The sequence below is a fragment of the Nocardia sp. NPDC050799 genome, assembly GCF_040654015.1.
Taxonomy (GTDB): Bacteria; Actinomycetota; Actinomycetes; order Mycobacteriales; family Mycobacteriaceae; genus Nocardia.
Window position 1 is genome coordinate 79,507 of the sequence record NZ_JBFAHF010000019.1, and the last position, 23,919, is coordinate 103,425.

Consider the following 23,919-nt stretch of genomic DNA (forward strand, 5'->3'; position numbering starts at 1 on the left):
CCAGGCGTTCGCTGCAGTGTCGCGCAAGCCGGAAAAATCTCGCAATCCGCCTCCGGCGACGGTGAGCTCGGCCCGTGGATTCCGCGCCGGCCGACGCCGGGCGCACCTTCATCCGCACGTCGAGCGGGGGGCACCCGCCCACACTTCCCGCCGAATCGGATCAGCGGACGTGACACAGTATTGTCATGCGCGCCCCCTCTTAACGAAAACTCCGATCAATAGGTTGGATGTGTGAGCGCACAGGATCTGCCACTGGAACTCCGCCGAGCGCTGTCGACGGTCGCGCGCGTCCCTCGGCTGCTCGTCGCATCGGACTACGACGGGACACTTGCTCCCATCGTCTCCGATCCGGCCAAGGCGTACCCGCACGGGGAATCCGTGCGGGCATTACGCGCGCTGGCCGGTTTGTCCGGCACCACGGCCGCGGTCATATCCGGCAGAGCGCTGCGTGACCTCGCCGCACTCTCCCGGCTACCGGTCGAGGTGCAGCTGATCGGCAGCCACGGCTCGGAATTCGACGTGGGTTTCGTGCACGCCATCGACAGTGACGCCAGGCAGTTGCTACGGGAAGTGGTGACCGCCCTCAACAAGATCGCCGCGGACCATTCGGGCGTGACGGTGGAGACCAAACCCGCCAGCGTCGCGCTACACGTGCGCAACGCCACCCCCGAGATCGGCCGCCGCGCCCTCGGCCAGGCCCGCCAGGGCCCGGCCTGCTGGGTCGGCGTGCAGGTCACCGAGGGCAAAGCCGTGATCGAACTGGCCGTGGTGCCGACCGACAAGGGTTCGGCCCTCAGCACGGTCCGCCATCAGGAGAGCGCGTCGGCGGCCGTGTTCTTCGGCGACGACGTCACCGACGAGAAAGCGTTCCGCGCGCTGACCGGGCCCGATATCGGTATCAAGGTCGGCGAAGGCGAATCGCTGGCCAAATACCGGGTCGACAGCACCGAGGCGGTCTCGCACGCGCTGGCCTTCCTGCTCGAGGAACGCCGCACCTGGCTGGCCGGCGCCAGCGCGCCCCGAATCGAACGGCTGACCATGATGGCCAGTCCGCGTTCGGTCGCGCTGGTCACCCCCGATGCCACCGTCACCTGGTTCTGCCACCCGGAACCGGACTCGGCCGCCGTCTTCGCCCACCTGCTGGGTGGTATGGACGCCGGGCATTTCTCCATCACCCCGCAGCGGCCGGGCCTGCCCCTGTCCCAGCGGTATGTCGACGGCACCATGACCGTCGAGACCCGCTGGGCGAAACTGCAGGTCACCGACTATCTTCCGCATGACGTGGACCCCGACCGCACCGATCTCACCCGGGTGATCACCGGCACGGCTCCCGCCGAGATCACCTTCGCCCCGCGCCCGGAATTCGGCCAGGTTCCGGTGTCCATCCAGGTGGAAACCGACGGCCTGCGGGTCTGGGGCACCAACGATCCGGTCGTGCTGCGCGCCCCCGGGGTGCAGTGGCAGATCCAAAGCGACGGCGCCCACGATTCGGCCACCGCGGTCGTGGATCCGTCCGACGGCCCGATCGTGCTGGAACTGCGTTGCGGCACACACGATCTGACGCCCGCCGCCACCGGTGAGGACGAACGGCGCCGGATCGCCGAACTGTACTGGAAAGAATGGGCGGCGACCCTCGACCTGCCCGCCCTCAAGCCCGACCTGATGAAACGGTCCGCGCTCACCCTGCGCGGGCTGGTGCACGCGCCGTCCGGATCGATCCTGGCCGCGGCCACCACCTCGCTGCCGGAGGATATCGGCGGCGTCCGCAACTGGGACTACCGCTACTGCTGGCTGCGCGATGCCGCGCTCACCGCCAGCGCCCTGGTCTCGCTGGGTTCCCTGGGTGAGGCCGAACAGTATCTGGAATGGGTGCACCGGGTGCTGGAAACCCTGCCCGGCCCCGAACGCCTGCACCCGCTGTACACCATCTACGGCGAAACCCTGCCACCGGAGGCCGTGATCGACCAGCTGCCCGGCTACGCCGGCTCGCGGCCGGTGCGGGTCGGCAACGCGGCCAATATGCAGGTCCAGCTGGACGTCTTCGGCCCGATCGTGGACCTCATCACCAGTCTGGCCCACGCCCGGGAGAAGCAGGGCACCACCGATCCGCGCAAGGTGCTGCCCGACGCCGACTGGGAACTCGTGCATGCCATGGTCTCGGCGGTACAGCGCCGCTGGACCGAACCCGACCACGGCATCTGGGAAATCCGCGGCAACCCCCGCCACCACGTCTACTCGAAGGTGATGGGCTGGCTCACGATCGACCGGGCGCTGACTCTGGCGGAGAAGTTCGACCGCCCCGTGGACAGCGACTGGGCGCCGCTGCGCGACACCATCGCCGCGGAGGTCAAGGCCAAGGGCTGGAACGACGAAGTCCAGTCCTACACCGCCGCCTACGACGGCATCGACCTCGACGCGGCGACCCTGCACATCGGACTCAGCGGCCTGATCGATCCCGGTGACCCGCGGTTCGCCGCGACGGTGGTGGCCACCGAAGCCGAACTGCGCAGCGGATCCACGGTGTACCGCTACCACCACGACGACGGCCTGCCCGGCGGCGAAGGTGGGTTCCATCTGTGCGCCGCCTGGCTGGTGGAGGCGTACCTGCTGATCGGCAAACGGTCCGACGCCGAAGCGCTGTTCGCGCAGCTGGTGGATGTGGCCGGGCCCACCGGGCTGCTCAGCGAGGAATACGACCCGGTCGCCGAACGGTCCCTGGGCAACCATCCCCAGGCATACAGCCACCTGGGCCTGCTGCGCTGCGCGCAGCTGCTGGGGAAATAGGGTTCATCGCCAGGGTGAGCGAGGACGGCGGGCCGTGGGTTGCGGTCCGCCGTTTTCATGGGTGCTGGGTTGGTTGAGCGGGGCGAACATGCTGTTAGAACTGGGCGGTCGGTTCAGAGCCTCCCACCAGGGCTGCTAAAGTAAAACGGAAACGATTTCCATTAACCCTGGTAGGTATTTGCCGTGTCACCTCACTATGCCCGTAGCGCTCTGATCATCGCCGTGGGGGTGGCGGCGGCCGCGGCACTCACCGCCTGCGGCGGGGCCGGCTCCGATTCCGGCAAACCGTCGGTGGTCGCTTCGACCAATGTCTGGGCCGATATCGCGAGCACCGTCGCGGGGCCCGATGCCGACGTCTCCGCGATCATCTCCGACCCCTCCGTCGACCCGCATTCCCACGAGACCTCGGCATCGGAATCCGCGCAGCTCAGCGATGCCGATCTGGTCGTGTACAACGGTGGCCACTACGACGAGTTCGTCGCGAAGGCGATCGAGGGCCGCGGCAAGCGCACCGTCGAGGCGGTCGCGGCCCGGGACGAGGCGATCCGGGACGATTCGAACGAGCACGTCTGGTACGACATGGAAACCGTCGCCCTGGTCGCCGGGCAGATCGGCGACCGGCTCGCCGAGATCGATCCCGCGCACGCCCAGGCCTACACCGACCGGGCGGCGCAGTTCGCCGACCGACTGGCACAGGTCGGCGCGAGTACCGACGCGATCGCCGCCGACCGCCCCGGTATCCCGGTCCTGCAGACCGAACCGCTGGCGTACTACCTACTGCAGGATGCCGGTACCGTCGACCGGACGCCTCGGGACTACCAGGAGGCGATCGAGCAGGAGACCGATCCGTCGCCCGCCGCGGTCGCCGCCACCCGCGATCTGATCACCGGCAAGCAGGTCGCGGTCCTGGTCTACAACGTGCAGACCGAGGACAAAGTGGGCCGGGATCTGCGCGATGCCGCCGTCGCCGCTGGTATTCCGGTGGTAGAGGTGACCGAAACCCTGCCGTCCGGAATGGATTTCGTAACGTGGCAGACGCAGAACGCCCAGGCGCTGGCCGACTCCATCGGCTGACGGCACCCGAGGAACGGATGGATCGATATGAGCAGCGATATCGCCTCGACGACGCACCGCGCCACGACGGCCGGTGACGGCAGCGTCGCGGCCGAGCGCTCCGACGACTCCACTCCGCCCATGCCGGAACCCGCCGTCCGGCTCGAATCGGCCACCCTGGCGTTCGGCGACCGCGTCCTGTGGCGGGAACTGGACCTCAGCGTCGCCCGGGGTGAGTTCATCGCGGTGCTCGGACCCAACGGCTCCGGAAAGACGTCCCTACTCCGGGTCCTGCTCGGCCAGCTCGCCCTGAGTTCGGGCAGTGCCCGGATCGCCGGTGCCGCGCCGCGCGCGGGCCACCCGGATATCGGTTACATACCGCAGCAGCGCACCATCGACGCGGGCGTGCAGTTACGCGGTGTCGATCTGGTCGGTCTCGGCGTGGACGGACACCGCTGGGGGCTGGGCCTGCGAGCGCGCGCCGAGCGCCGGCGCAAGGTCGCCGCCGCGATCGCCGATGTCGGTGCGGAGAGGTTCGCCAAGGCCCCGCTGGAAAGCATGTCCGGTGGCGAACAGCAGCGATTGCGGGTGGCGCAGGCGCTGGTCGGCGATCCCGCGGTACTGCTCTGCGACGAACCATTGCTGAGCCTCGACCTGGCCAGCCAGCAGCTGGTCTCCGGGCTGATCGACGCCCGGCGCCGCCGCCACGGCACATCGGTACTGTTCGTCACCCACGAGATCAACCCGATCCTGCCGCTGGTGGACCGCGTCCTCTACCTGGTCGGCGGGAAGTTCCGGATCGGCACCCCGGACGAGGTCATGACCTCCGCGGTGCTCTCGGAGCTGTACCAGACCGAGGTCGACGTGCTGCACGTCCGGGGCAGGCTGGTGGTGGTCGGCACCGGCGACACCATGGACGCCCTCGGCACCGCCGGCGCCCACTGCCACGGTGAGCCGGGGACCCCGCACTCCGGTGACCCCTTGGCCGAACTCACCCAGCGATCGGGACAGGCGAACGGATAGATGGACAAGCTCTCCGAGGTACTGGGCGAGATCTTCGACATCCAGACCACCGCGCACCTGCTCGGCTACGACTTCGTCCAGCAGGCCGTTGTCGCGGCGGCCCTGCTCGGGCTGCTCGCCGGGGTGATCGGCCCGCTGATCATCAGCCGGCAGATGTCGTTCGCGGTACACGGCACCAGCGAGCTCTCGCTGACCGGTGCGGCCGCCGCGCTGCTGGTCGGCGCGGGCGTCGGGCTCGGGGCGATCGTGGGTTCGGTGGTGGCGGCCGTGCTGTTCGGGGTGCTCGGCACCCGGGCCAGAGAGCGCGATTCGGTGATCGCGGTGGTGCTGTCGTTCGGGCTCGGCCTGTCGGTGCTGTTCCTGTGGCTCGGTCCCGAACGCGCGGGGTCGAAATTCTCGCTGCTGACCGGGCAGGTCGTGAGCGTCGGTTTCGGTGGGCTGACGCTACTGGCCACCTGCACCGCCGCGGTGCTCGCCGTACTGGCCGTGGTCTACCGCCCGCTGCTGTTCGCCAGCACCGATCCGGAGGTCGCGGTGGCCCGGGGTGTGCCGGTGCGGGCGCTGTCCATCCTGTTCGCGGTGATGCTCGGGATCACGGCGGCCTTCGGTGTCCAGATCGTCGGCGCCCTCCTGGTGCTCGCACTGCTGATCACCCCGGCGGCCGCGGCCGCGCAGCTGACCGCCGACCCGGTGCGCGCCACCGTGCTTGCGGTGATCTTCGCCGAGATCGCCGCGGTGGGCGGCATCCTGCTGTCGCTGGCGCCGGGGGCGCCGGTCTCGACCTTCGTCACCACGATCTCGTTCGTGATCTACCTGGTCTGCCGGGTGATCGGGGCACGGCAGCGGCAGGTCGCCCGGGTCCGCTGAATACCTGCGGGCAGGTGCCTTCAGTCCGGGCGGCAAAGTTTCGTATGCTCGTCCTCAACGCCCCCGGACGAAGGTGACCACATGATCGACTTCACGATTCCCGCCGAGCTCGCCGCCGAACGTGACCGGGTCCGCGCATTCGTCGCAGACAAGATCGTGCCCTACGAGCGCGACCCGCGACTCACCTCCCACGGCCCCACCGACGAACTCCGCCAGGAACTCGTGGAACTCGCCCGCGCCGAGAAACTGCTGACCATCCAGGCCCCCACCGCACTCGGTGGCCGCGGCCTCACCCACGTGGAGCAGGCCGTGCTCTACGAAGCCGCCGGTTGGTCGACGCTGGGCCCGGTCGCCATGAACTGTGCCGCTCCGGACGAGGGCAATATGTTCTTGCTCTCCAAGATCGCGAACCCCGCGCAGACCGAGCGCTACCTCCGGCCGGTCATCGACGGGCATCAGCGCTCGGTATTCGCCATGACCGAACCCGACGGCGCCGGCTCCGACCCCGGCCAGCTCGCCACCACCGCCACCTTCGACGGCGAGAACTTCGTCATCGAAGGCCGCAAATGGCTGATCACCGGTGCCAACGGCGCCAAGACCTGGATCATCATGGCGCTGCTCGGCGATAACCCCCACCTCCCCGCCGGCCCCACCCTCTTCCTCACCGACGACGACCGGCCGGGCATCGTCATCGAACGCACCATGAACACCATGGACCGCAACTACGTGGCCGGGCACTGCGTGGTCCGCTTCGACAACCTCGCCCTCCCGAAGTCGGCACTGCTCGGCGAAGCAGGCCAGGCACTGCGCTACGCCCAGCTGCGCCTGGCCCCCGCCCGCCTCACCCACTGCATGCGCTGGCTCGGCGCCGCCGAACGCGCCCAGAGCATCGCCATCGACCACGCCAAAACCCGCACCGCCTTCGGCAAGACCCTCGGCGAACACCAGGGCGTCTCGTTCATGATCGCCGACAACGAGATCGCGCTGCACCAGTGCCGGCTGACCATCTGGCACACCTGCTGGCTCATGGACCAGGGCGAGAAGGCCCGTCACGAGAGCTCGATGGCGAAATCGTTCGTCTCCGAGGAACTGTTCAAGGTCGCCGACCGCTGCGTCCAGATCCTGGGCGGTATCGGTGTCAGCGACGAAACGGTGGTCGAGATGATCTTCCGCGATATGCGCCCCTTCCGCCTCTACGACGGCCCCACCGAGGTCCACAAATACGCCATCGGCCGCAAAGTACTGCGGTAATCTCGGCGCGCCTTGCTCGTGGGGGTGCTGTGTTTTCGGCGCGCCGGTTGAGCAAGCCCACATATCTCACCTTTGCGGACCAGCCCGCAAGCTCAACCCCGCGCGCCCCGGAGCGCCCTGAACACAGCTACCATCCAGGCCATGAGTTCGGAATTGCTCGTCGATGTCTCAACGGGCATCGCCGTCCTGACGTTGAATCGGCCGGCGAAACAGAACGCCTTCAATCCTGCGATGACCGAGGCGCTGGGAGCCGCGCTGAAACGGTGTGACGCGGACGACGCCATCCGGGTCGTGGTGATCACCGGCACCCCGCCCGCTTTCTGCGCCGGCGCCGATCTGTCGGACCGGGTGGGCGAGGTGAGCGCGAGTATCGACCCGCCGCCGTTCCGGGTGCGCAAGCCGGTGATCGCGGCGGTAAACGGGCATGCGGTGGGTGCGGGGCTGGCGCTGGCCCTGCAGTGCGATCTGCGCTACCTGGCCGACGACGCGGTCTACGCGCTCAGCCAGGTCCGGCGCGGGGTGCTCGCCGACGGCTATGTGCACTGGACGCTGCCGCGGCTGGTGGGGCTGGCCAATGCCGCCGATATCCTGCTCACCGGCCGTACCTTCGACGGGGCGGAAGCCCGGGCCATGGGCTTGGCCAATGCCTGCCTGCCGGCGGCGGAGGTGGTGCCGACCGCGATGGCGGTGGCCCACGATATCGCGGGCGGCTCGGCCCCGTTGAGCGCCGCGCTGTCCAAACGGCTGCTGTGGGAGGGGGTCGGACTGGAACCCGACGTGGTTGCGCGGCTCGAAGCCGATCTGAACGAGCACATCGCCGAGGGCCGGGATGCCGGAGAGGCGATGGTGGCCTTCCGGGAGCGCCGCCAGCCCTCGTGGTCCGGCTCGATCAATGACGAATGGCCGAGCTGGGCGCGAACGAAATGGTCCGGGCAGCAGAGCCTGGACTGACGCCGCTCAGCCGCCGCCGAGCAGCACCACCAGGAACAGCACCGCCATCACGACCATGAGGATGGTGCCGATGACGCCCAGGATGAATCCGACGACAACCTGTGTGTGGCCACCGTAGGCGCCGCCGGACTCCTCGATCTGATCGAGTGCGCGTTTACCCATCGCCCAGGCCACCGGTCCGGTCAGCCCGCAACACAGCACGCTGAGCGCACCGAGGAACAGCACCGCTGTCGCATGCGGGTGCTCTACCGGCTTACCGATGGGCGCGTTGGGTATCACCACATGACGAATTCTACGGTGCGGTGCCGGATTTGCGGTCCGGGCGCGGCGGATTCACTCCCGAACCGGCCGCTGACATCCTCGACACGCCCGATCACCGCGCCGCGGCAGCGGCCTGCCGACCCGTCGACCGGGGCGGACGAGACGCCGTGATCGGACGTTCAGGCGCGGCGCTGCCGGGCGGTTTCGGCCAGTACAACACCCGCGGCGACGGAAGCGTTCAGCGATTCCACCGGGCCCGCCATCGGGATGCTCAGGACCGAGTCACAGGTCTCACGGACCAGCCGCGACAGCCCCTTGCCTTCCGAGCCGACGACGATCACCGTCGGGGCGGTGGCGTCGAAATCGTCCAGGGACAGATCGCCGCCGGCGTCCAGGCCCACGATCTGAACACCGGTGGTGGCCCAATCCTTCAGCGTGCGGGTGAGATTGGTGGCACGGGCGACCGGAAGCCGGGCCGCGGCGCCGGCGCTGGTGCGCCACGCGACCGCGGTCACGCTGGCGCTGCGGCGCTGCGGGATCACCACACCGTGACCGCCGAAAGCGGCGACCGAGCGGACGACGGCGCCGAGGTTGCGCGGATCGGAGATATTGTCCAGCGCCACCAGCAGTGCCGGTTCGGCGGATTCCCTGGCCCGGGCCAGCAGGTCGTCGGGGTGGGCGTACCGGTAGGGCGGCACCTGCAGCGCCAGGCCCTGGTGCAGCCCGTTGGAGCTCATCCGGTCCAGATCGGTCCGCGGCACCTCGAGAATGGAGATACCGGTATCGGCGGCGAGGCGGACGCTCTCGGTGAGCCGCTCGTCGTTCTCGGTACCCACCGCCACGTACAGGGCGCTGGCCGGAACCCCGGCCCGCAGACACTCCACCACGGGATTGCGGCCCAGCACCAGCTCGGGGCCGTCCTCGCTGCGCCGACCGGCCGGACGCCCGCGACCGGGCGGATTGTTCTGCGCGGCTTTGGCTTTCGCCGCCGAGCGACGTGCCGCCGGATGTTTGGTGCGCTGTTCGGCCGGTGGCGTCGGCCCGCGGCCCTCCAGCCCGCGACGCCGCTGGCCGCCGGACCCGACCACGGCACCCTTCTTGGTGCCACCTTTACGAATCGCACCGCGACGTTGTGAGTTGCCGGCCATCAGCCCGCCTTTCCAGGGGTAGGTGCGCCCAGCGACCATTCGGCACCGTTGGGTGTATCGGTTACTTCGATTCCGGCCGCCTGCAGCCGATCGCGGACCGCATCGGCGGTCGCCCAATCCTTGGCCGCCCGGGCCTGCTGCCGCCGTTCCAGTTCGGCGCCCACCAGCACGTCGAGGGCGGCGTCGGCGGCCGAATGATCGGCAGCGCTGTGCCAGTGCGGGTCGAGGGGGTCCACGCCCAGGACATCGAGCATGGCCCGGATCTGCCCGGCGTGTTCCCGGGCGGTGTCGAGCACGCCGGCGTCGAGGGCGCGGTTGCCTTCGTGCACGCCGTGGTGGATCTCGGCGAGCGCCTTCGGCACGCCGAGATCGTCGTCGAGCGCGGCGGCGAATCCGTCGGTCCATTTACTCATCGGAATATCCCCGCCGCGTTCGGCCACTCGCTGCACGAACGCTTCGATCCGCTGATAGGACTGGGCGGCATCGTGCAACGCCTTGTCCGAATATTCCAGCATCGACCGGTAGTGCGCACTGCCCAGGTAGAAGCGTAATTCCACCGCGCGCACCGATTTCAGCACATTCGGAATGGACAGCACATTGCCGAGCGATTTCGACATCTTCTCGCCGCCCATGGTGACCCAGCCGTTGTGCAACCAGTACCGGGCGAAACCGTCCCCGGCCGCCTTGGACTGCGCGATTTCGTTCTCGTGGTGCGGGAAGACCAGGTCCATTCCACCGCAATGGATATCGAATTCCGGCCCCAGATAGAACTCGGCCATGGCCGAGCACTCCAGATGCCAGCCGGGCCGCCCGGGGCCCCAGGGCGAGGGCCAGGTCGGCTCTCCCGGTTTGGCGGCCTTCCACAGCGTGAAATCACGAGGATCGCGTTTACCGAGGCCGGCGCTCTCGCCCTGATGCACATCTTCGAGCCGGTGCCCGGACAGATGCCCGTAATCCGGGTAGCTCCGGACATCGAAATACACATTGCCCTCGGAGGCGTAGGCGTGCCCCCGCTCGATCAGACGCTGCATCAATTCGACCATCTGGGTGATATGGCCGGTCGCGCGCGGTTCGGCGGACGGCGGCAGCACACCGAGTTGCCGATAGGCCTGGTCGAAGGCGCGCTCGTGCGTTGCCGCCCATTCCCACCAGGGCCGGCCGGCCGCGGCCGCCTTGGTGAGGATCTTGTCCTCGATATCGGTGACATTGCGGATGAACGCCACATCCGAACCGTTGGCCGTCAGCCACCGGCGCAGAATGTCGAAGGCGACCCCGCTGCGTACATGACCGATATGGGGTAGCCCCTGCACGGTCGCCCCACACAGGTACACCGAGGCGTGGCCGGGTACCAGCGGCGTGAAATCACGCAGGGTCCGTTTCTCGGTGTCGAACAGGCGCAGCGTCACGGCGTCGATCCTAGTTTCGTTTATGGATTGCACTCGGAATTGGTGCAGGGGGATATGGGCAGGGTAGCGGTGCGGCCGGGTGCACCGGCAGTCGGCTCGGCCGCGCGTGGGAACTTCGGTATTCCACTACCGCGGGTTCACGGTCGGCAGTTGTCGCGGTGAGCGGCTCACCGGCTCGAACCGATCACCGGAGAGACCGGCTCGGCCCCGGCGCCGGGCCACAGAACTGAGCGGGCGGCCTCGCGGGCCCTATGCCGGTCGCACCTCGCCACCGTCTCCGGGCTGTCCACTCGGCCGCCCCGGACAGTGCAGCAGCGCGGTGGCGACCGCGGCGATCCCCTCACCACGCCCGGTGAGGCCCAGGCCGTCACTGGTCGTGCCGGAAACCGATACGGGCGCGTCCAGCAGATCGCCCAGCACCTGCTGGGCCTCGGCGCGGCGCGGACCGATCCGCGGTCGGTTACCGATCACCTGAACGGCGGCGTTGACGACCTCGTATGCGGCGTCGTCGAGCAGTCGCCGCACTTCCTTCAGCATGGCGGCCCCGGAAACCCCGGCCCATTCCGGCCGGCCGGTGCCGAAGACCGAGCCCACATCCCCCAGGCCCGCCGCGGACAACAGGGCGTCGCAGAGGGCGTGCGCGGCGACGTCACCGTCGGAGTGTCCCGCGCAACCGTCCTCGCCGTCGAACAGCAAACCGGCCATCCAGCAGGGACGACCCGGTTCGATCGGATGCACATCGGTGCCGATCCCCACTCGCACGTTCAGCACGACGTCACCGCCGGGCGCGCGGTGAGCAGGGATTCGGCCAGGCGCAGGTCGAACGGGGTGGTGATCTTGAAGGCCAGCGGGTCACCGGTGACGGTACGCACCCCGACGCCCAGCCGCTCCACCAGGCCGGCGTCATCGGTCGCCGAGCCCGCGTCGGCGTACGCGGCACGCAGTGCCCCCGCGGCGAACCCCTGCGGAGTCTGAATGGCCCGCAAGGCGCCACGATCCGGCGTGCCGGTGACATTCCCGCCGGAATCGACGGTCTTCACGGTGTCCACCACCGGCAGCGCGGGCACTACCGCGGAATGACCGGCGCGCAGCTCGTCCACCACCCGGGCGATCAGCGCGGGGGGAGTGAGCGCGCGGGCCGCGTCGTGCACCAGGAAGAACGCCGTATCACCGGCAGCGGCGAGACCGGCGCGTACCGAATCGGTGCGCTCGGCTCCGCCGACCACGATCCTTACCGGAGCATCGGAGGGTAGGAGAGCTGCCGTCCGGTCGACGTGTTCGGCGGGCACCATCACAATGATCTCGTCGACGACCGCGGCAGCCACCAGCCCGTTCACAGCCAGTGTGAGCATGGGTGTGCCGCCGATCGGGACGAACGCTTTGGGTTCATCTGCACCCAAGCGCACGCCACGACCGGCGGCAGGAACCAGTGCGGTGACGGGACCGGCGACGCGGCCGGGACCGTCTGTTTTGTGCACGATCAGGAAGCCGCGGCGAGAACCTCGTCGAGAAGCGTCTCGGCCTTGCCGTCATCGGTGCCCTCGGCGAGCGCGAGCTCCCCGACGAGGATCTGCCGAGCCTTGGCCAGCATCCGCTTCTCGCCCGCGGACAGACCACGATCCTGTTCCCGGCGCCACAGGTCGCGAACGACCTCGGCCACCTTGTTCACATCGCCGGAGGCGAGCTTCTCGAGGTTGGCCTTGTAACGGCGGGACCAGTTCGTGGGCTCTTCCGTATGTGGCGCACGCAGCACCTGGAAGACCCGATCCAGACCTTCCTGGCCCACTACATCGCGGACGCCGACATATTCCGCGTTTTCCGCGGGAACCCGAACAGTGAGGTCACCCTGTGCGACCTTCAGGACCAGATACTCTTTCTGCTCACCCTTGATGGTGCGGGTCTCGATAGCTTCGATCAAAGCCGCCCCATGATGGGGATAAACGACGGTATCTCCGACCTTAAAAATCATGTGTCCCGTGCCCCTTTCGATGTTCACAGTTTAACACGCGACTCGATAACGGCGCGATCAACTGCGCAGGTCAGGGCCACAACGACCAGGTACTGGGGCTTGACAGGACGAGTTTGGTGTGCATCACGTTGTGCCCGAACGGGTGTCGGGCACGGGCCTTCCGAGGGCATATGAAAACCCACTCCGCTTGGTCACGCAAGCGGGTCGCGAAAGCCCGATCGTTACCGGTCAGCGCGACGCGCCGGGATATACGCGGCACCCGGCCGGTAAGCCGTTCCAGGACGCACACGGGGGCGGTGCCGAGACTATGATCCGCGACCCACCGGACACACCCTGACGTGCGGCAAATCACACATCGCGCGCCATGTAATCCCCCCTGACACCGCCCGGTGCGCCCCAGGCCCGAACCCAACTACTACAGTGCCTAGTTGGAGTGCGCCCACTCGGACATGGAGGACAACCCGTGACTGCCCTGACTGCTGTGACTGCCGCTGGCCCGGTCCCGACCCGGCGGCGCCGCATGGTGGCGGCCGCCGCGCTCGCCGCCGGTGCGGCGCTCGTCCTGTCCGGCTGCGGCGCCGGCCAGATCTCCCAGACCGCCGTACAGGCGGCCGCCATCAACGGCAATACGGCCAACGCCGGCGATATCGCCCTGCGCAACGTGCACATCGTGTTCCCCGGCAACGGCACCGCCACCCACACCGCCGGCGGCAAGGCCGCACTCGCGCTGTCGATCGTGAACACGGGCGCGGTGGGCACCGACGAACTCACCGGCGTCACCACCGACCTCGGGACCGTCCAGATCACCCCGAGCCAAGGCGACAAGCTCGAGATCGCCCCCTCCGAGACGGTCGTGGTCTCCACCCCGCAGGCCGGCGCGGAAACCCACACCAGCGGCGAAACGATCAAAACCGAAGGCGGCGAGACCACAGCGGCCCGCATCGAGATCACCGGTCTCACCAAGGACATCATCCCGGGCCTCGCATACGACGTCACCTTCAACTTCAAGAACAACGGGAACGTCGTGGTCCAGGTCCCGGTCGACGCCGGTGTAGAAGCTTCTCGGCACGAGTCGGAACTCTCCAAGAGCACCACGGGCACGGCGGGCGGCCACTGAGTTTTCCGGCCGCCGATGCCGACCTCCAGGGGTCGAGGCCCTCGGCTTCCGGCACCGACCGATCGAGGAGGCACGCTCCACGTCCACGGGGCGAGCTCGATTCGCGAAGGTGGAGGTGTGGGCTTGCTCGTGGAGGTGCTGTGTTTTTTAGCGCCGCCTTCGGCGCGCAAATAAACACTGTCGGCGCACCTGCGTAGGGTGCGGCTGTGGCAGTGACCAAGAACAGAGCCGTCTATCGGTGTTCGGAGTGCGCGCACGAGGTCGCCAAATGGGTCGGTAAGTGTCCCGGTTGCGGGTCCTGGGGGACCGTGGACGAGGCGATGCCCGTGGCGGCCGCGGCGGCGGGGCCGGGGCGTAAGGCGATGCTCCCGACTACTGCCGCGGCGCCGATTTCCCGGATCGATTCGCAGACGACCACGGCGCGGCCCACGGGGGTGTCCGAGCTGGACCGGGTGCTGGGCGGCGGGATCGTCGCGGGGTCGGTGGTATTGCTGTCCGGTGAGCCGGGAGTGGGCAAATCGACATTGCTGCTCGAGGTCGCGCATCGCTGGGCACGGCAGCGCGACGAGCGGGCGCTCTATGTCACCGCGGAGGAGTCGGCGGGACAGGTGCGCTTACGTGCCGACCGGACGGGTGCGGTGCACGACCGGGTGTATCTGGCCGCCGAATCCGATCTCTCGGTGGTGCTCGGACATGTCGATCAGGTGAAACCAACACTGCTGGTGGTCGATTCGGTACAGACGATGCTGGCCGCCGATACCGACGGTGTGATCGGCGGTGTCACCCAGGTACGCGCGGTGACCGCGGCGCTGACGTCGCTGGCGAAGGCGAGCGGTATCGCCGTCCTGCTGGTGGGACATGTCACCAAGGACGGCGCGGTCGCCGGTCCGCGCACGCTGGAACATCTGGTCGATGTGGTGTTGCAGTTCGAGGGCGACAAGAACACCACCTTGCGGATGGTGCGCGGAATCAAGAACCGGTTCGGCAGCGCGGACGAGGTGGGCTGTTTCGAACTTCATGACGACGGAATCGCTTGTGTGACAGACCCTTCCGGCCTGTTTCTGCATCATCGTGCGGATTCGGTGCCGGGTACGGCGGTCACCGTCGCGATGGACGGGAAGCGACCGCTGGTGGGCGAGGTACAGGGGCTCACGGTGGAAACGCAGGCGCCGGCGCCCCGGCGGGCCGTCAGCGGACTGGATTACAACCGGGTGGCCATGGTGCTGGCGGTGCTGCAGAGCCGGTGCGGTCTCTATGTCGGCAAACAGGACATCTACGCGGCCACCGTCGGCGGTATGCGGCTCACCGAGCCCGCCGCGGACCTCGCCGTCGCGCTCGCCATCGCCAGCGCGGCCCGGGATACGGCGCTGCCGCCCGGTTGGGTGATCCTCGGCGAAGTGGGGCTGGCCGGGGAGGTCCGGCGGATCACCTCGGTGACCCGCCGGCTCGCCGAGGCCGAACGACTCGGGTTCACCACCGCGGTGGTCCCGCCGGGCACCGACGGTAAGGCCACACCGATGACCCTGCACGAGGCTTCCAGCCTGCGCGGCGCCCTGCGGTTGGCCGGCCTGACGAAGAAGTGACTCCGCTCAGGCGATATTGAAGGGTTCGGGCGCGCTGCGCACCGAACCCATTTGCGCCACCACGTTGTAGGCGCCCGCGGGTACCTGCACCCGCTCCCCCGCGCATTCCGGCTGCGAGGTCGCGCCCGTCCAGGTCACTGTGAACGCGGCCTGCTCACCGCGGTCGAGGGTGCGCACATCCGGATCGCCGTCGGGAAAACAATCCGTGCTCGCCCATAGTTGCCGCCCACCGTCGAGCGAGTGCACGGAGACACGCTGCAGCCCGGATCCCATGTCCCGGGTGCACGGCGCACCGGAGATATTGGTGATCACGATGCCGAATACCGGTTCCTCACCCACCTGGTAGGTGGGCTGCCCCACCGATACCTTGATGGCCAGTGACTGGTCGGCACATTGGCCCGAGGCCGCCGGGGTGGGTTCGGTACTGCGCGTACCGGATACCGTGCCGGACGTACGCGTGCCGGTAGCCGTGGTGGTGGACGACGCGGCCGGCCCGGGGCCGGGCTCGGTGGTCTCGGAGATCGATGCCGCCGCGGCGGCATCGGGCGCGTCACCGCCCCGGGAGACGGTGACGGCCAGCCAGATCACCACCGCGAGCGCGACCACGAGCGCGCCGACGGCGAACACACGGCGCCGCCAGTAGATCTCCGGCGGTAACGGTCCTGTCGGTTCCAACACGTGTCAACGGTAAGCGCAGCGGGCGGCAGCGGTCGTCAACGGCACACCCGAAGGTGGCGCCGACAGCCGGCCACGGGTCAGACCGTTTCCCCGATATTGCCGACCACGCGATGTAGCTTCGCCCGGCCGTCGACCAGTTTGTAGGTGACGCAGGCGATCGCGCATTTACCGGCCGCCACCCGCTCGGAAACGATCATCGACCGCTCCATCAGCAGGCTGCTGGTCTCCACCACGTGGCGGGCTTCGAGTTCGTCCACCGATTCGAGCCCCTCGCGGCGCCCGATCAGCATCGACGGCGTGACCTTCTCGACGATGCTGCGGATGAATCCGCCGGGCACCTCGCCGCCGTCCAGCGCCTCCAGGGTCGCCTTGACCGCACCGCAGCTGTCGTGCCCGAGCACCACGATCAGCGGTACATCGAGCACACCGACTCCGTATTCGATCGACCCGAGCACCGCCGCGTCGATGACGTGGCCCGCGGTGCGCACGACGAACATATCGCCGAGCCCCTGATCGAAGATCAGTTCCGCGGCGACTCGGGAATCTCCGCAGCCGAACAGCACGGCGGTCGGATGCTGGCCGGCGACGAGCTTGGCTCGATCGGCGGCTCCCTGGCTAGGATGCAGCAGCGTGCCGTTCACGAAGCGCTCGTTTCCTTCGCGCAGCGACTTCCAGGCACTTACCGGGTTGGACTGAGGCATGGTGTCCATTCTGCACGATTTGATGTGCTCGCTTGCTTCCGTCCCGTTACAGCGCGGCGTCCAACCACGCCGAACCGGGGAAACTGCACGGTGAGGCGAACGGAGCGGGTCGGGTGAGCAGCGCAGGTATCGGGAAACCGGGTCCGGGCGGGCGCGGTGTCGTGTCGATCGACCCCGGCGCGATCGACTCCGACACCCTGATCGACTGGTACGCCCGCACGGCCCGGGACCTGCCGTGGCGGCGGCCCGGGGTGAGTGCCTGGCAGATCCTGATGAGCGAGATCATGCTGCAGCAGACGCCGGTGTCGCGGGTGGAGCCGATCTGGCGGGAATGGGTGCGGCGCTGGCCGGTGCCCTCGGCCATGGCGGCGGCGAGCGCGGGCGAGGTGCTGCGGGCATGGGGCAAACTCGGCTACCCGCGCCGTGCCCTGCGCCTGCACGAATGCGCGCAGGTCTTGGCCGCCGAGCACGGTGACCAGGTGCCCGACGATGTCGAGGTGCTGCTCGGACTGCCCGGGATCGGCGCCTACACGGCGCGGGCGGTCGCCTGTTTCGCCTACGGGCAGCGAGTTCCGGTGGTGGACACGAATGTCCGCCGGGTGGTGGCACGGGCCGTGCACGGACGGGAGGCCGGTAATCCGGCCGCGCGCGATCTACGGGAGACCGAGGCACTGCTGCCCGGCCGGATCGACCGGGCCGCCGTGTTCTCGGCGGCCCTGATGGAACTCGGCGCGACAGTGTGTACCGCGCGCACCCCGGATTGCACCCGCTGCCCGCTGCCGCGGTGCGCGTGGGTCACAGCGGGCCGGCCGGTGGCCGAATCGACGCGCCGGACACAGAAGTACGAGGGCACCGACCGGCAGGCGCGAGGGCGACTGCTCGACGTGTTGCGGGCCGCGCACGCACCGGTGGAACGCGTCCGGCTGGACCTCGCCTGGACCCGTGACCCCGGCCAGCGCGCCCGCGCACTGGATTCGCTGCTGGTGGACGGGTTGATCGAACAGACCGACGACGGACGGTTCGCCCTGGCCGGCGAGGGCTGAAGCGCGCCCGCGACCGGGCTTGCTCAGATCTCGGCGGCGGTTTCCGGAACTCCGCGCCGGACGCGGGCGAGAAAACGCTCGACCTCGGCCCGGTAGCGCTCGGGCTGATCGTCGTGCACCAGGTGACCGGCGTCGGGAACCTGGACATGCTCGGCGGCGGGATGCAGTTCGGCCATCCGGCGCATCTGACCCGGCGGGGTGATGGTGTGTTCACCCTCGATAAGCAGCGTGGGCACGGTGAGCCTGCCCCACTCCCCCCAGAACGACCGGACCCCCCATTCCTCCGAGATGTCCCGGAAAGTGGCCACCTCGCCGTGCAACCGGTAACCGTCCGGGCCCCGCTGGAACGAATCGCGGAAGTAGCGACCGGCGACCGGGCCGAAATACGCCACCAAGGCGGCCTCATCGGCGAAAGGCTGCGGCCAGGCCTCGACCATCGCGGCCCAGTAGGTGGCGGTACGGCCGGTGAAATCGGCTGCCATATCCTCCACCACCAGCCCACGCACCCGGTTCGGATGGGTGGCCGCGAACACCCAGCCGTGCAGGCCCCCCATCGAATGCCCGATCACGATCATCGGCTCGTCGATTCGCGCGGTGGCGTCGGCCAGATCGGCGACGAGGGCGTCGGTGGTGGGTTCGGGCGGGGCGGGGCGGCCGTGCCCGGCGGCGTCGAAGGTGTACACCCGCCCGTGGTCGCGCAACCACCGGACCTGGCCCTGCCAGGTGCGGGCGCTGCCCATCAATCCGTGCAGCAGCAGTATCGGAACCCCGGTCCCACCTTCGTCGTGCAACACCGGCCCGAGTTTATTCACATCCCTCCACAGGGCGTGGCGGCGCTCCCGCGGCGCGCAGTGGCCCTGCTGTGGCGTGCGGCACTGTCCCACCCGGAGCCGCGATACCTAAGCTCAGGGTATGGCTGTTGTGAAGATCAATGCGATCGAGGTCCCCGAGGGCGCGGGCCCCGAGTTGGAGAAGCGGTTCGCCCACCGCGCGCACGCGGTCGAGAACTCCCCTGGATTCCTCGGCTTTCAATTGTTGCGGCCCACGGCCGGCGAGAATCGGTACTTCGTGGTCACCCAGTGGGATTCCGAGGAGTCCTTCGCGGCGTGGCGCGACGGCCCCGCCAAGGAGGCACACGCCGGACAGCAGAACAAGCCGGTCGCCACCGGTGCCTCGCTGCTGGAGTTCGAGGTCGTACTCGACGTAGCGGGTAAGCCCGCCTCCTGATCCGGTCCGCGCACACTGGCCACGCCGGCGGCGTGGCCAGTGCTTTCTCGCGGGCATATTGACGACCGGCGACAGCCGGTGTCAAAGTTCGAGGTGAAAAGCGGAGGTGATGCGGTAATCCGGTGAAAACCCGGAGCGGTCGCGCCACTGTGATGTCCACGCCGGAACGGGTGGGCAGAGTCAGACACCCGCACCTGCGCGCAACTCGCGAACCGGACGCGAGCATCCGGATGAGGAGGACCACCATGGCCATAACCCATGTCCCGAGCAGGGCTGCCGATACGGCGGCGACAGTGCTCGTCACCGTAGGCGTCGTTGCGCTGGCCCTGTTGACGCTCTATCTGGTCGGATTCGACCAGGGCGCCATCTCACGCGGCGGAATGTTCCTGCACGAGTTGATGCACGACGGGCGCCACCTGCTGGGTGTCCCGTGCCATTGAGTGGATCTTTCGGTGCCCTGCTGCTCCGTGGTCTGCTCGCCGGTCTGATCGCCGGTCTCCTCGCGGGTGTCGTCGGTAATTTCGTCGGCGAACCCCGGGTCGAGGCTGCCATCGCCATCGAGGAGGCCGCGGCGCCCGCGCCGGAGCATGCCCATGCTTCCGGCACCGGGCATACGCACGGGGAGACAGCGCACGCGCACGGGGACGAAGCCGTGGTGAGCAGGCCTTGGCAGAAGTTCGGGCAGTTCCTGGCCGCTGCGCTGGCCGGGATGGCGTTCGGGGCGATCGTCGCGACCGCGGCGCATTACGCCCGGCGGTTCACCGCGCTGCCGGGCCATCGGCTGGTTCTCGGGCTCGGCCTGGCCGGCTGGGTCGCGGTGGTGGCCGTACCGTTCTTCGAATATCCGGCCAACCCACCGGCGGTCGGTGACCCGGAAACGATCAACGAGCGCACGTTGCTCTGGGTGGCCGCGGTGCTGCTGGGCCTGGTGGCCGTCGCGGCCGGTGTGTCCATCTGGAAAGCACTGCGGGCGCGGCCCGAATCCCTCCGGCTCGTCGCGGCGGTGGCAGGTTTCGTACTCGTCGTCACTCTCGGCTACGCGGTGCTGCCCGAGGTCGACGAAGTGGGAACCGACTTCCCCGCCTCCCTGCTGTGGGAGTTCCGCGCCGCGTCGCTGGCGGTATCGACCACGCTGTGGGTGGGTATCGGCCTGGCCTTCGCCGCGCTCATCGAATGGAGCACCCGCGGCAGTACCCGGGTACCGGAGGCCGCTGCTACCGCGGGCTGATCCGGGGAACGGCCGGCACCGGGCAGGTTCGGTGTATGAACGACACCGCGCTCGCCCACCCGGACAACCCACTCGCTCGGCGGCCCGCGGCCGTCACGACCGCCTTCGTCGCGCTCGTGGCGGCCGTGGGCTGCGGCATCGCGGAAACCGCGGTCCGCGGCGCGCGCATACCGGGCGACGTTGCGGATATCGGCGCGCTCACCGCCGGTTGGCTGCTGCGCACCGGGATCTATCTGGTGGTTCTCGGTATCGCGTGGCGAATGCTGCGGGGCGAACGCTGGGCCAGGAATCTGCTCACCGTGGGCATCGGCGTGCTCGGCACCGCGTCACTGGTGGTGGAGCCCGTTCGGATGCTCGCGGCCGCGGGCACCGGCGTGTTCACCGATATGAGCGCCGCGACCGTCTTTCTGGCGATCACTCGCGCCGGACATATCTGCGCGGTATTCGTCGCGATCCCCGCCATGTACACACCGAGTGCCCGGGCGTGGTTCCGGCCCGGGCACGGCGCCGGTGGGGCCGGATAGGGCTCTTCGCGATCCCGGGCCCCGGCTCGGGGCCCGGGACAGACGTCAGGATTCCAGGGCGGCGTCCAGGGTGATGTCGTCCACTCCGCCCAGAGCCTTGCTGACCGGGCATCCGGCCTTGGCCGCGGCGGCCGCCGCCGCGAATCCCGCCTCGTCGAGCCCGGATACCCGGCCGCGCACCGTCAGGGCGATCCGGCTGATCCGGAAACCGCCTGCCGGGTCGGGCCCCAGGGTCACCGCGGCCGAGACGTCGAGACTCTGCGGGGTACCGCCGGCCTGGGCGATCTCGTTCGACAGCGCCATCGCGTAGCAGGACGAATGGGCCCCGGCGATCAGCTCCTCCGGGCTGGTCGTGCCGTCGGCGTCATCGGCCGACCGCTTCGGGAACGACACTTCGTACTTGCCGACCCCCGAGCTGACCAGCTCGACCTGGCCGGAGCCGTCCTGCAGACCACCGGTCCATGCGGTGCGCGCGGTACGTGTGGGCATCACGATCCTTTCGAAGACAATTCGTTGCGAGCAGGACTCGAACCTACTCGTACCCTTACTTCGTCGCAGTTCGTTCGTCGAGGCGGGCCAGCACGGCGGGCCAGGCCGCCCGATGCCGGTCGCGGGTCGCTTCGTCGGCAAAACCGCTGTGCCGCAACCTCAATCGAATGCCACGGGGTTGTTTGACGAACTCGACGCGCACCACCGTTTCCGCGCCCTCGGTACCGCCGGCGCCGGTCACCCAGGTCAATTCGACGAGCCGGCCCGGTTCCAGACGGAGAAAGCGGCCGTAATGCGGCCGGGAGTTCCCCTCCTCCCGGGTCTCGAAATAGAACGGCTCGTTCACCTCGGGCCGCATCTGCACCGCGGACGGTTCCGCGAGCCAGATATCGAAGCCCTGGGTCCACGCCAAGTAGAGGAGTTCGGGTGAAGCGGTCATCACCCGCTCCACGGTGAGTTCGTACGGCCGTGTGGACAGGTCCGGTACACGCACTTGCTGGTCGACCATCACTGGACCATACCCGCGCTGGGGCGGGTACTGCCGCAGATGCGGTGATCACGCGCCGCTGCCGACCGACCCACCCGGAACCGGCGCATTCGTCATCGGAATACCATTGCGGCACCGGAAATCCGGGTGTGCGCCGACGACCGAGCACAACAGGCGAATAGGGTGGTGCAGTGGAGAGTTCGCGATGACGAGCTGGCAGATGGTCGGGCTACTGGGCTGGGTTGCGCTGGCCGCGGCGCTGTTCGAAGTGCTGCGGCACCGGCGCCTGCTCGCACAGACCCGGCAGGCCCTGGACACCGCCGAACGCACGGCAGCGCGTCAGCAGCGAGAACTCGAGGTCGGCACGGAGCGCTTGCTGATCGCCCGGGAATTACACGATGTGGTGGGGCACAATCTCTCGCTCATCAATGTGCAGGCCGGGATGGCCCTCCAGCAGGTGGAGAACAAGTCCGCGAAAGCGGCGGGGACGGTCGCCGAGATCAAAACCATCAGCCGCAACGCGCTCGAGGATGTGCAGGCACTGCGCCACGCGATCCAGGCGGTGGAGCCCGCGTCCGGCACACCGGCACCGCCGTCGCGCGACCACGACCCGGCCGGCGCCGAGGACAACGGCGCGCGCGAGCGTGCGAAGCGTTCCCGCCGATCTGGTTTCGGCCGCCGCGACCGGCCCGGCAGCGACCGGACGCAAGGGAACGGAGCAGGCACGGGCCGCCCGCCGGCAGCCCCGCAAGTGCCGTCCCCACCCCCTCGCGAGCCCGATCCCACCATGTCCGACCTGGACGAACTCCTGCGCAAACCCCGGCTGGCGGGGTTGACGGTGCACACCCGGGTCCTCGGGACTCCCGATTCCCTGCCCGCGGCCATCGACGACGCGGCCACCCAGATCGTCCAGGAATCCTTGGCCAATGTCGTACGCCACGCCCCGGGCTCCGAGGCCACTGTGACGGTGCGCTACACCGCCGATTCCGTGGACCTCACCGTCGACAACACCCGTCCCACCGGTAAACCCGAATACGCCGGCCCCACTCGCGGGATGGGGATCATTATCATGCGGGAGCGCACCCACGCTCTCGGTGGCGCGTTGACCGCCGGCCCGAAACCCAGCGGCGGCTACCGGGTCGCGGCGCGGCTACCGAGCCGCCCACTGCGGATCGCGATCGACCCGGATGCGCGGCCTCGGGCTCGTAACGAGTTCGGCGACAACGGTTCTCGGGAACCGGCGGCGCCGGTAGCGGTGACCGCCGAGCCGCGCGGATCCGCCGGGGCCCCGGCGGATCCGGGGACCGCCGCACCCGAGTGAACCCGCGGTTCACCCCGGGTTCGCGTCGCGGCGCTCCTGCTCGGTGAACCCGGCCGCGCGCGCCGAGTCCGGTGCGCCCGCCGGGGCCTGTAGACGCCGTGAATACGCCCCTGCCGCCCGGAAGACCCCGGCGACACCGGCCGGAGCCGCCCCGTAGGTGATGGACTGCTGCGGGGCGAAGCCGAGACCGCTCCCGATCTCGACCGCGTCCATATTGGCGCCGAGGAACAGGAAATCCCAGCTGTAGACGTTCTGCTGTTGTTCGATCAGTGACCGCACGGCGGCATGCGTCCATTCGCGGCTCGAATTCTCGTGCCCGTCGGTGAGGACGACCACGATCACGGTGCCGGGCCGCTCGGCTTCCGGCCGGGCGGCCAGTTCGGTACCGAGATCGGTGACCAGTGTGCCGATGGCGTCGTAGAGCGCGGTGCCACCGCGCGGCTGCAGCACCGGCGGGGGCACCTGATCGATCGGGACGTTGGAATACACGCATTCGTACTCGGTATCGAATTGCGCGAGGGTGACCCGCACAGCTTTCTCGACCTGCCGCTGTTCCTCGAAATAGGCGGCCAGCCCGCCCTCGGTATCGGATTTGATGGTCTGCATGGAGCCGGAGCGGTCGAGCAGGACCGCGATCGTGGTCAGATCCGGATTCGTCATGGTGATACCCCCGACTCGTATCGAATGAACTGCCCCCCACCGTACGCGCGCGCACCGACCGGAATGTCTCGCGACGGGTAGGCGGCCTCTCACCCACACGACAAGGGCCTGCCCACCGGTGTGGTACCGGTGGGCAGGCCCTTTGCTG

At 68.9% G+C, this 23,919-nt stretch carries 26 protein-coding genes and 1 riboswitch; of the genes, 14 read left to right on the plus strand and 12 right to left on the minus strand.

What is annotated here, in order from left to right:
• Window positions 1-231 precede the first annotated feature (231 nt).
• The 6 genes from otsB (at window position 232) to AB0H42_RS20735 (ending at window position 7,929) form a co-directional block, all read left to right on the plus strand.
• Window positions 232-2,784, plus strand: coding sequence for a trehalose-phosphatase (otsB, locus tag AB0H42_RS20710; protein ID WP_357058031.1), 2,553 nt, complete (start codon window positions 232-234; stop codon window positions 2,782-2,784).
• A gap of 183 nt (window positions 2,785-2,967) precedes the next feature.
• Window positions 2,968-3,858, plus strand: a complete 891-nt coding sequence (locus AB0H42_RS20715; protein WP_357058032.1) for a zinc ABC transporter substrate-binding protein — start codon at window positions 2,968-2,970, stop codon at window positions 3,856-3,858.
• A gap of 120 nt (window positions 3,859-3,978) precedes the next feature.
• Window positions 3,979-4,860, plus strand: coding sequence for an ATP-binding cassette domain-containing protein (locus tag AB0H42_RS20720; RefSeq protein ID WP_357058113.1), 882 nt, complete (start codon window positions 3,979-3,981; stop codon window positions 4,858-4,860).
• Window positions 4,861-5,727 (plus strand): metal ABC transporter permease, encoded by an 867-nt coding sequence (locus AB0H42_RS20725; protein ID WP_357058034.1) that lies wholly within the window; start codon window positions 4,861-4,863, stop codon window positions 5,725-5,727.
• Window positions 5,728-5,808: 81 nt separating this feature from the next.
• Window positions 5,809-6,978, plus strand: a complete 1,170-nt coding sequence (locus AB0H42_RS20730; RefSeq protein WP_357058036.1) for an acyl-CoA dehydrogenase — start codon at window positions 5,809-5,811, stop codon at window positions 6,976-6,978.
• A 141-nt stretch (window positions 6,979-7,119) separates the two neighbouring features.
• On the plus strand, window positions 7,120-7,929 hold the full coding sequence (locus AB0H42_RS20735) for an enoyl-CoA hydratase/isomerase family protein (RefSeq protein WP_357058038.1): 810 nt from the start codon (window positions 7,120-7,122) through the stop codon (window positions 7,927-7,929).
• 6 nt (window positions 7,930-7,935) lie between these two features.
• Here the strand turns inward: AB0H42_RS20735 and AB0H42_RS20740 are convergent, their stop codons facing one another.
• The 6 genes from AB0H42_RS20740 to carD form a co-directional block, all read right to left on the minus strand.
• Window positions 7,936-8,211 (minus strand): DUF4190 domain-containing protein, encoded by a 276-nt coding sequence (locus tag AB0H42_RS20740; protein ID WP_030524119.1) that lies wholly within the window; start codon window positions 8,209-8,211, stop codon window positions 7,936-7,938.
• 158 nt (window positions 8,212-8,369) lie between these two features.
• Complete coding sequence (gene rlmB / locus AB0H42_RS20745) at window positions 8,370-9,338, minus strand: 23S rRNA (guanosine(2251)-2'-O)-methyltransferase RlmB (RefSeq protein WP_357058040.1); 969 nt, start codon at window positions 9,336-9,338, stop codon at window positions 8,370-8,372.
• On the minus strand, window positions 9,338-10,744 hold the full coding sequence (gene cysS, locus AB0H42_RS20750) for a cysteine--tRNA ligase (protein WP_357058042.1): 1,407 nt from the start codon (window positions 10,742-10,744) through the stop codon (window positions 9,338-9,340). The genes rlmB and cysS overlap by 1 nt, the downstream gene beginning before the upstream one ends.
• 249 nt (window positions 10,745-10,993) lie before the next feature.
• Complete coding sequence (gene ispF / locus AB0H42_RS20755; RefSeq protein ID WP_357058115.1) at window positions 10,994-11,506, minus strand: 2-C-methyl-D-erythritol 2,4-cyclodiphosphate synthase; 513 nt, start codon at window positions 11,504-11,506, stop codon at window positions 10,994-10,996.
• 2 nt (window positions 11,507-11,508) lie between these two features.
• Window positions 11,509-12,222: a 2-C-methyl-D-erythritol 4-phosphate cytidylyltransferase gene (ispD, locus tag AB0H42_RS20760; RefSeq protein WP_357058044.1), complete on the minus strand. Its 714-nt coding sequence runs from the start codon at window positions 12,220-12,222 to the stop codon at window positions 11,509-11,511.
• A gap of 2 nt (window positions 12,223-12,224) precedes the next feature.
• The gene (carD, locus tag AB0H42_RS20765; RefSeq protein ID WP_011206964.1) at window positions 12,225-12,713 is read right to left on the minus strand and encodes an RNA polymerase-binding transcription factor CarD; all 489 of its coding nucleotides are present in this window, start codon (window positions 12,711-12,713) and stop codon (window positions 12,225-12,227) included.
• A gap of 481 nt (window positions 12,714-13,194) precedes the next feature.
• Here carD and AB0H42_RS20770 point away from each other — a divergent pair, with 481 nt between their 5' ends.
• Both AB0H42_RS20770 and radA read left to right on the plus strand, forming a co-directional pair.
• A complete protein-coding gene (locus tag AB0H42_RS20770; protein WP_357058046.1) occupies window positions 13,195-13,830 on the plus strand; it encodes a hypothetical protein in 636 nt (211 codons plus the stop codon).
• A 212-nt stretch (window positions 13,831-14,042) separates the two neighbouring features.
• A complete protein-coding gene (radA, locus tag AB0H42_RS20775) occupies window positions 14,043-15,413 on the plus strand; it encodes a DNA repair protein RadA (RefSeq protein ID WP_357058117.1) in 1,371 nt (456 codons plus the stop codon).
• 6 nt (window positions 15,414-15,419) lie between these two features.
• Here the strand turns inward: radA and AB0H42_RS20780 are convergent, their stop codons facing one another.
• Window positions 15,420-16,091, minus strand: coding sequence for a hypothetical protein (locus AB0H42_RS20780; RefSeq protein ID WP_357058048.1), 672 nt, complete (start codon window positions 16,089-16,091; stop codon window positions 15,420-15,422).
• A 77-nt stretch (window positions 16,092-16,168) separates the two neighbouring features.
• A complete protein-coding gene (locus AB0H42_RS20785; RefSeq protein ID WP_357058050.1) occupies window positions 16,169-16,792 on the minus strand; it encodes a carbonic anhydrase in 624 nt (207 codons plus the stop codon).
• Window positions 16,793-16,953: 161 nt separating this feature from the next.
• On the opposite strand from AB0H42_RS20785, the gene AB0H42_RS20790 reads away from it, so the two are divergent.
• On the plus strand, window positions 16,954-17,835 hold the full coding sequence (locus tag AB0H42_RS20790; RefSeq protein WP_357058119.1) for an A/G-specific adenine glycosylase: 882 nt from the start codon (window positions 16,954-16,956) through the stop codon (window positions 17,833-17,835).
• Window positions 17,836-17,858: 23 nt separating this feature from the next.
• Here the strand turns inward: AB0H42_RS20790 and AB0H42_RS20795 are convergent, their stop codons facing one another.
• Complete coding sequence (locus AB0H42_RS20795) at window positions 17,859-18,629, minus strand: alpha/beta hydrolase (RefSeq protein ID WP_357058051.1); 771 nt, start codon at window positions 18,627-18,629, stop codon at window positions 17,859-17,861.
• Between the two features lie 118 nt (window positions 18,630-18,747).
• Here AB0H42_RS20795 and mhuD point away from each other — a divergent pair, with 118 nt between their 5' ends.
• The 4 genes from mhuD to AB0H42_RS20815 all read left to right on the plus strand — a co-directional run bounded on the left by mhuD (window position 18,748) and on the right by AB0H42_RS20815 (window position 20,814).
• On the plus strand, window positions 18,748-19,062 hold the full coding sequence (gene mhuD, locus AB0H42_RS20800) for a mycobilin-forming heme oxygenase MhuD (RefSeq protein ID WP_039821787.1): 315 nt from the start codon (window positions 18,748-18,750) through the stop codon (window positions 19,060-19,062).
• A gap of 60 nt (window positions 19,063-19,122) precedes the next feature.
• Window positions 19,123-19,274: riboswitch (cobalamin riboswitch) on the plus strand.
• Between the two features lie 33 nt (window positions 19,275-19,307).
• On the plus strand, window positions 19,308-19,502 hold the full coding sequence (locus tag AB0H42_RS20805) for a CbtB domain-containing protein (protein WP_357058053.1): 195 nt from the start codon (window positions 19,308-19,310) through the stop codon (window positions 19,500-19,502).
• A complete protein-coding gene (locus AB0H42_RS20810; protein ID WP_357058055.1) occupies window positions 19,493-20,290 on the plus strand; it encodes a CbtA family protein in 798 nt (265 codons plus the stop codon). The genes AB0H42_RS20805 and AB0H42_RS20810 overlap by 10 nt, the downstream gene beginning before the upstream one ends.
• A gap of 35 nt (window positions 20,291-20,325) precedes the next feature.
• Window positions 20,326-20,814, plus strand: coding sequence for a hypothetical protein (locus AB0H42_RS20815; protein WP_357058057.1), 489 nt, complete (start codon window positions 20,326-20,328; stop codon window positions 20,812-20,814).
• A 45-nt stretch (window positions 20,815-20,859) separates the two neighbouring features.
• Here the strand turns inward: AB0H42_RS20815 and AB0H42_RS20820 are convergent, their stop codons facing one another.
• Window positions 20,860-21,303 (minus strand): OsmC family peroxiredoxin, encoded by a 444-nt coding sequence (locus AB0H42_RS20820; protein WP_357058059.1) that lies wholly within the window; start codon window positions 21,301-21,303, stop codon window positions 20,860-20,862.
• Between the two features lie 55 nt (window positions 21,304-21,358).
• Window positions 21,359-21,811 (minus strand): SRPBCC domain-containing protein, encoded by a 453-nt coding sequence (locus AB0H42_RS20825; RefSeq protein WP_357058061.1) that lies wholly within the window; start codon window positions 21,809-21,811, stop codon window positions 21,359-21,361.
• Between the two features lie 184 nt (window positions 21,812-21,995).
• Here AB0H42_RS20825 and AB0H42_RS20830 point away from each other — a divergent pair, with 184 nt between their 5' ends.
• Window positions 21,996-23,111: a histidine kinase gene (locus AB0H42_RS20830; protein WP_357058063.1), complete on the plus strand. Its 1,116-nt coding sequence runs from the start codon at window positions 21,996-21,998 to the stop codon at window positions 23,109-23,111.
• Between the two features lie 9 nt (window positions 23,112-23,120).
• Here AB0H42_RS20830 and AB0H42_RS20835 read toward each other — a convergent pair whose 3' ends face one another.
• Complete coding sequence (locus tag AB0H42_RS20835) at window positions 23,121-23,771, minus strand: vWA domain-containing protein (RefSeq protein ID WP_357058065.1); 651 nt, start codon at window positions 23,769-23,771, stop codon at window positions 23,121-23,123.
• Window positions 23,772-23,919: the final 148 nt, after the last annotated feature.

Bases quoted from the DNA above. Each gene is read 5' to 3' on its own strand.
- AB0H42_RS20720 (WP_357058113.1), top strand. From the start codon at position 3,979: ATGCCGGAACCCGCCGTCCGGCTCGAATCGGCCACCCTGGCGTTCGGC.
- AB0H42_RS20725 (WP_357058034.1), top strand. From the start codon at position 4,861: ATGGACAAGCTCTCCGAGGTACTGGGCGAGATCTTCGACATCCAGACC.
- AB0H42_RS20730 (WP_357058036.1), top strand. From the start codon at position 5,809: ATGATCGACTTCACGATTCCCGCCGAGCTCGCCGCCGAACGTGACCGG.
- AB0H42_RS20735 (WP_357058038.1), top strand. From the start codon at position 7,120: ATGAGTTCGGAATTGCTCGTCGATGTCTCAACGGGCATCGCCGTCCTG.
- rlmB (WP_357058040.1), bottom strand. From the start codon at position 9,338: ATGGCCGGCAACTCACAACGTCGCGGTGCGATTCGTAAAGGTGGCACC.
- carD (WP_011206964.1), bottom strand. From the start codon at position 12,713: ATGATTTTTAAGGTCGGAGATACCGTCGTTTATCCCCATCATGGGGCG.
- AB0H42_RS20785 (WP_357058050.1), bottom strand. From the start codon at position 16,792: ATGCCTCAGTCCAACCCGGTAAGTGCCTGGAAGTCGCTGCGCGAAGGA.
- mhuD (WP_039821787.1), top strand. From the start codon at position 18,748: ATGGCTGTTGTGAAGATCAATGCGATCGAGGTCCCCGAGGGCGCGGGC.
- AB0H42_RS20805 (WP_357058053.1), top strand. From the start codon at position 19,308: ATGGCCATAACCCATGTCCCGAGCAGGGCTGCCGATACGGCGGCGACA.
- AB0H42_RS20815 (WP_357058057.1), top strand. From the start codon at position 20,326: ATGAACGACACCGCGCTCGCCCACCCGGACAACCCACTCGCTCGGCGG.
- AB0H42_RS20820 (WP_357058059.1), bottom strand. From the start codon at position 21,303: ATGCCCACACGTACCGCGCGCACCGCATGGACCGGTGGTCTGCAGGAC.
- AB0H42_RS20825 (WP_357058061.1), bottom strand. From the start codon at position 21,811: ATGGTCGACCAGCAAGTGCGTGTACCGGACCTGTCCACACGGCCGTAC.
- AB0H42_RS20830 (WP_357058063.1), top strand. From the start codon at position 21,996: ATGACGAGCTGGCAGATGGTCGGGCTACTGGGCTGGGTTGCGCTGGCC.
- AB0H42_RS20835 (WP_357058065.1), bottom strand. From the start codon at position 23,771: ATGACGAATCCGGATCTGACCACGATCGCGGTCCTGCTCGACCGCTCC.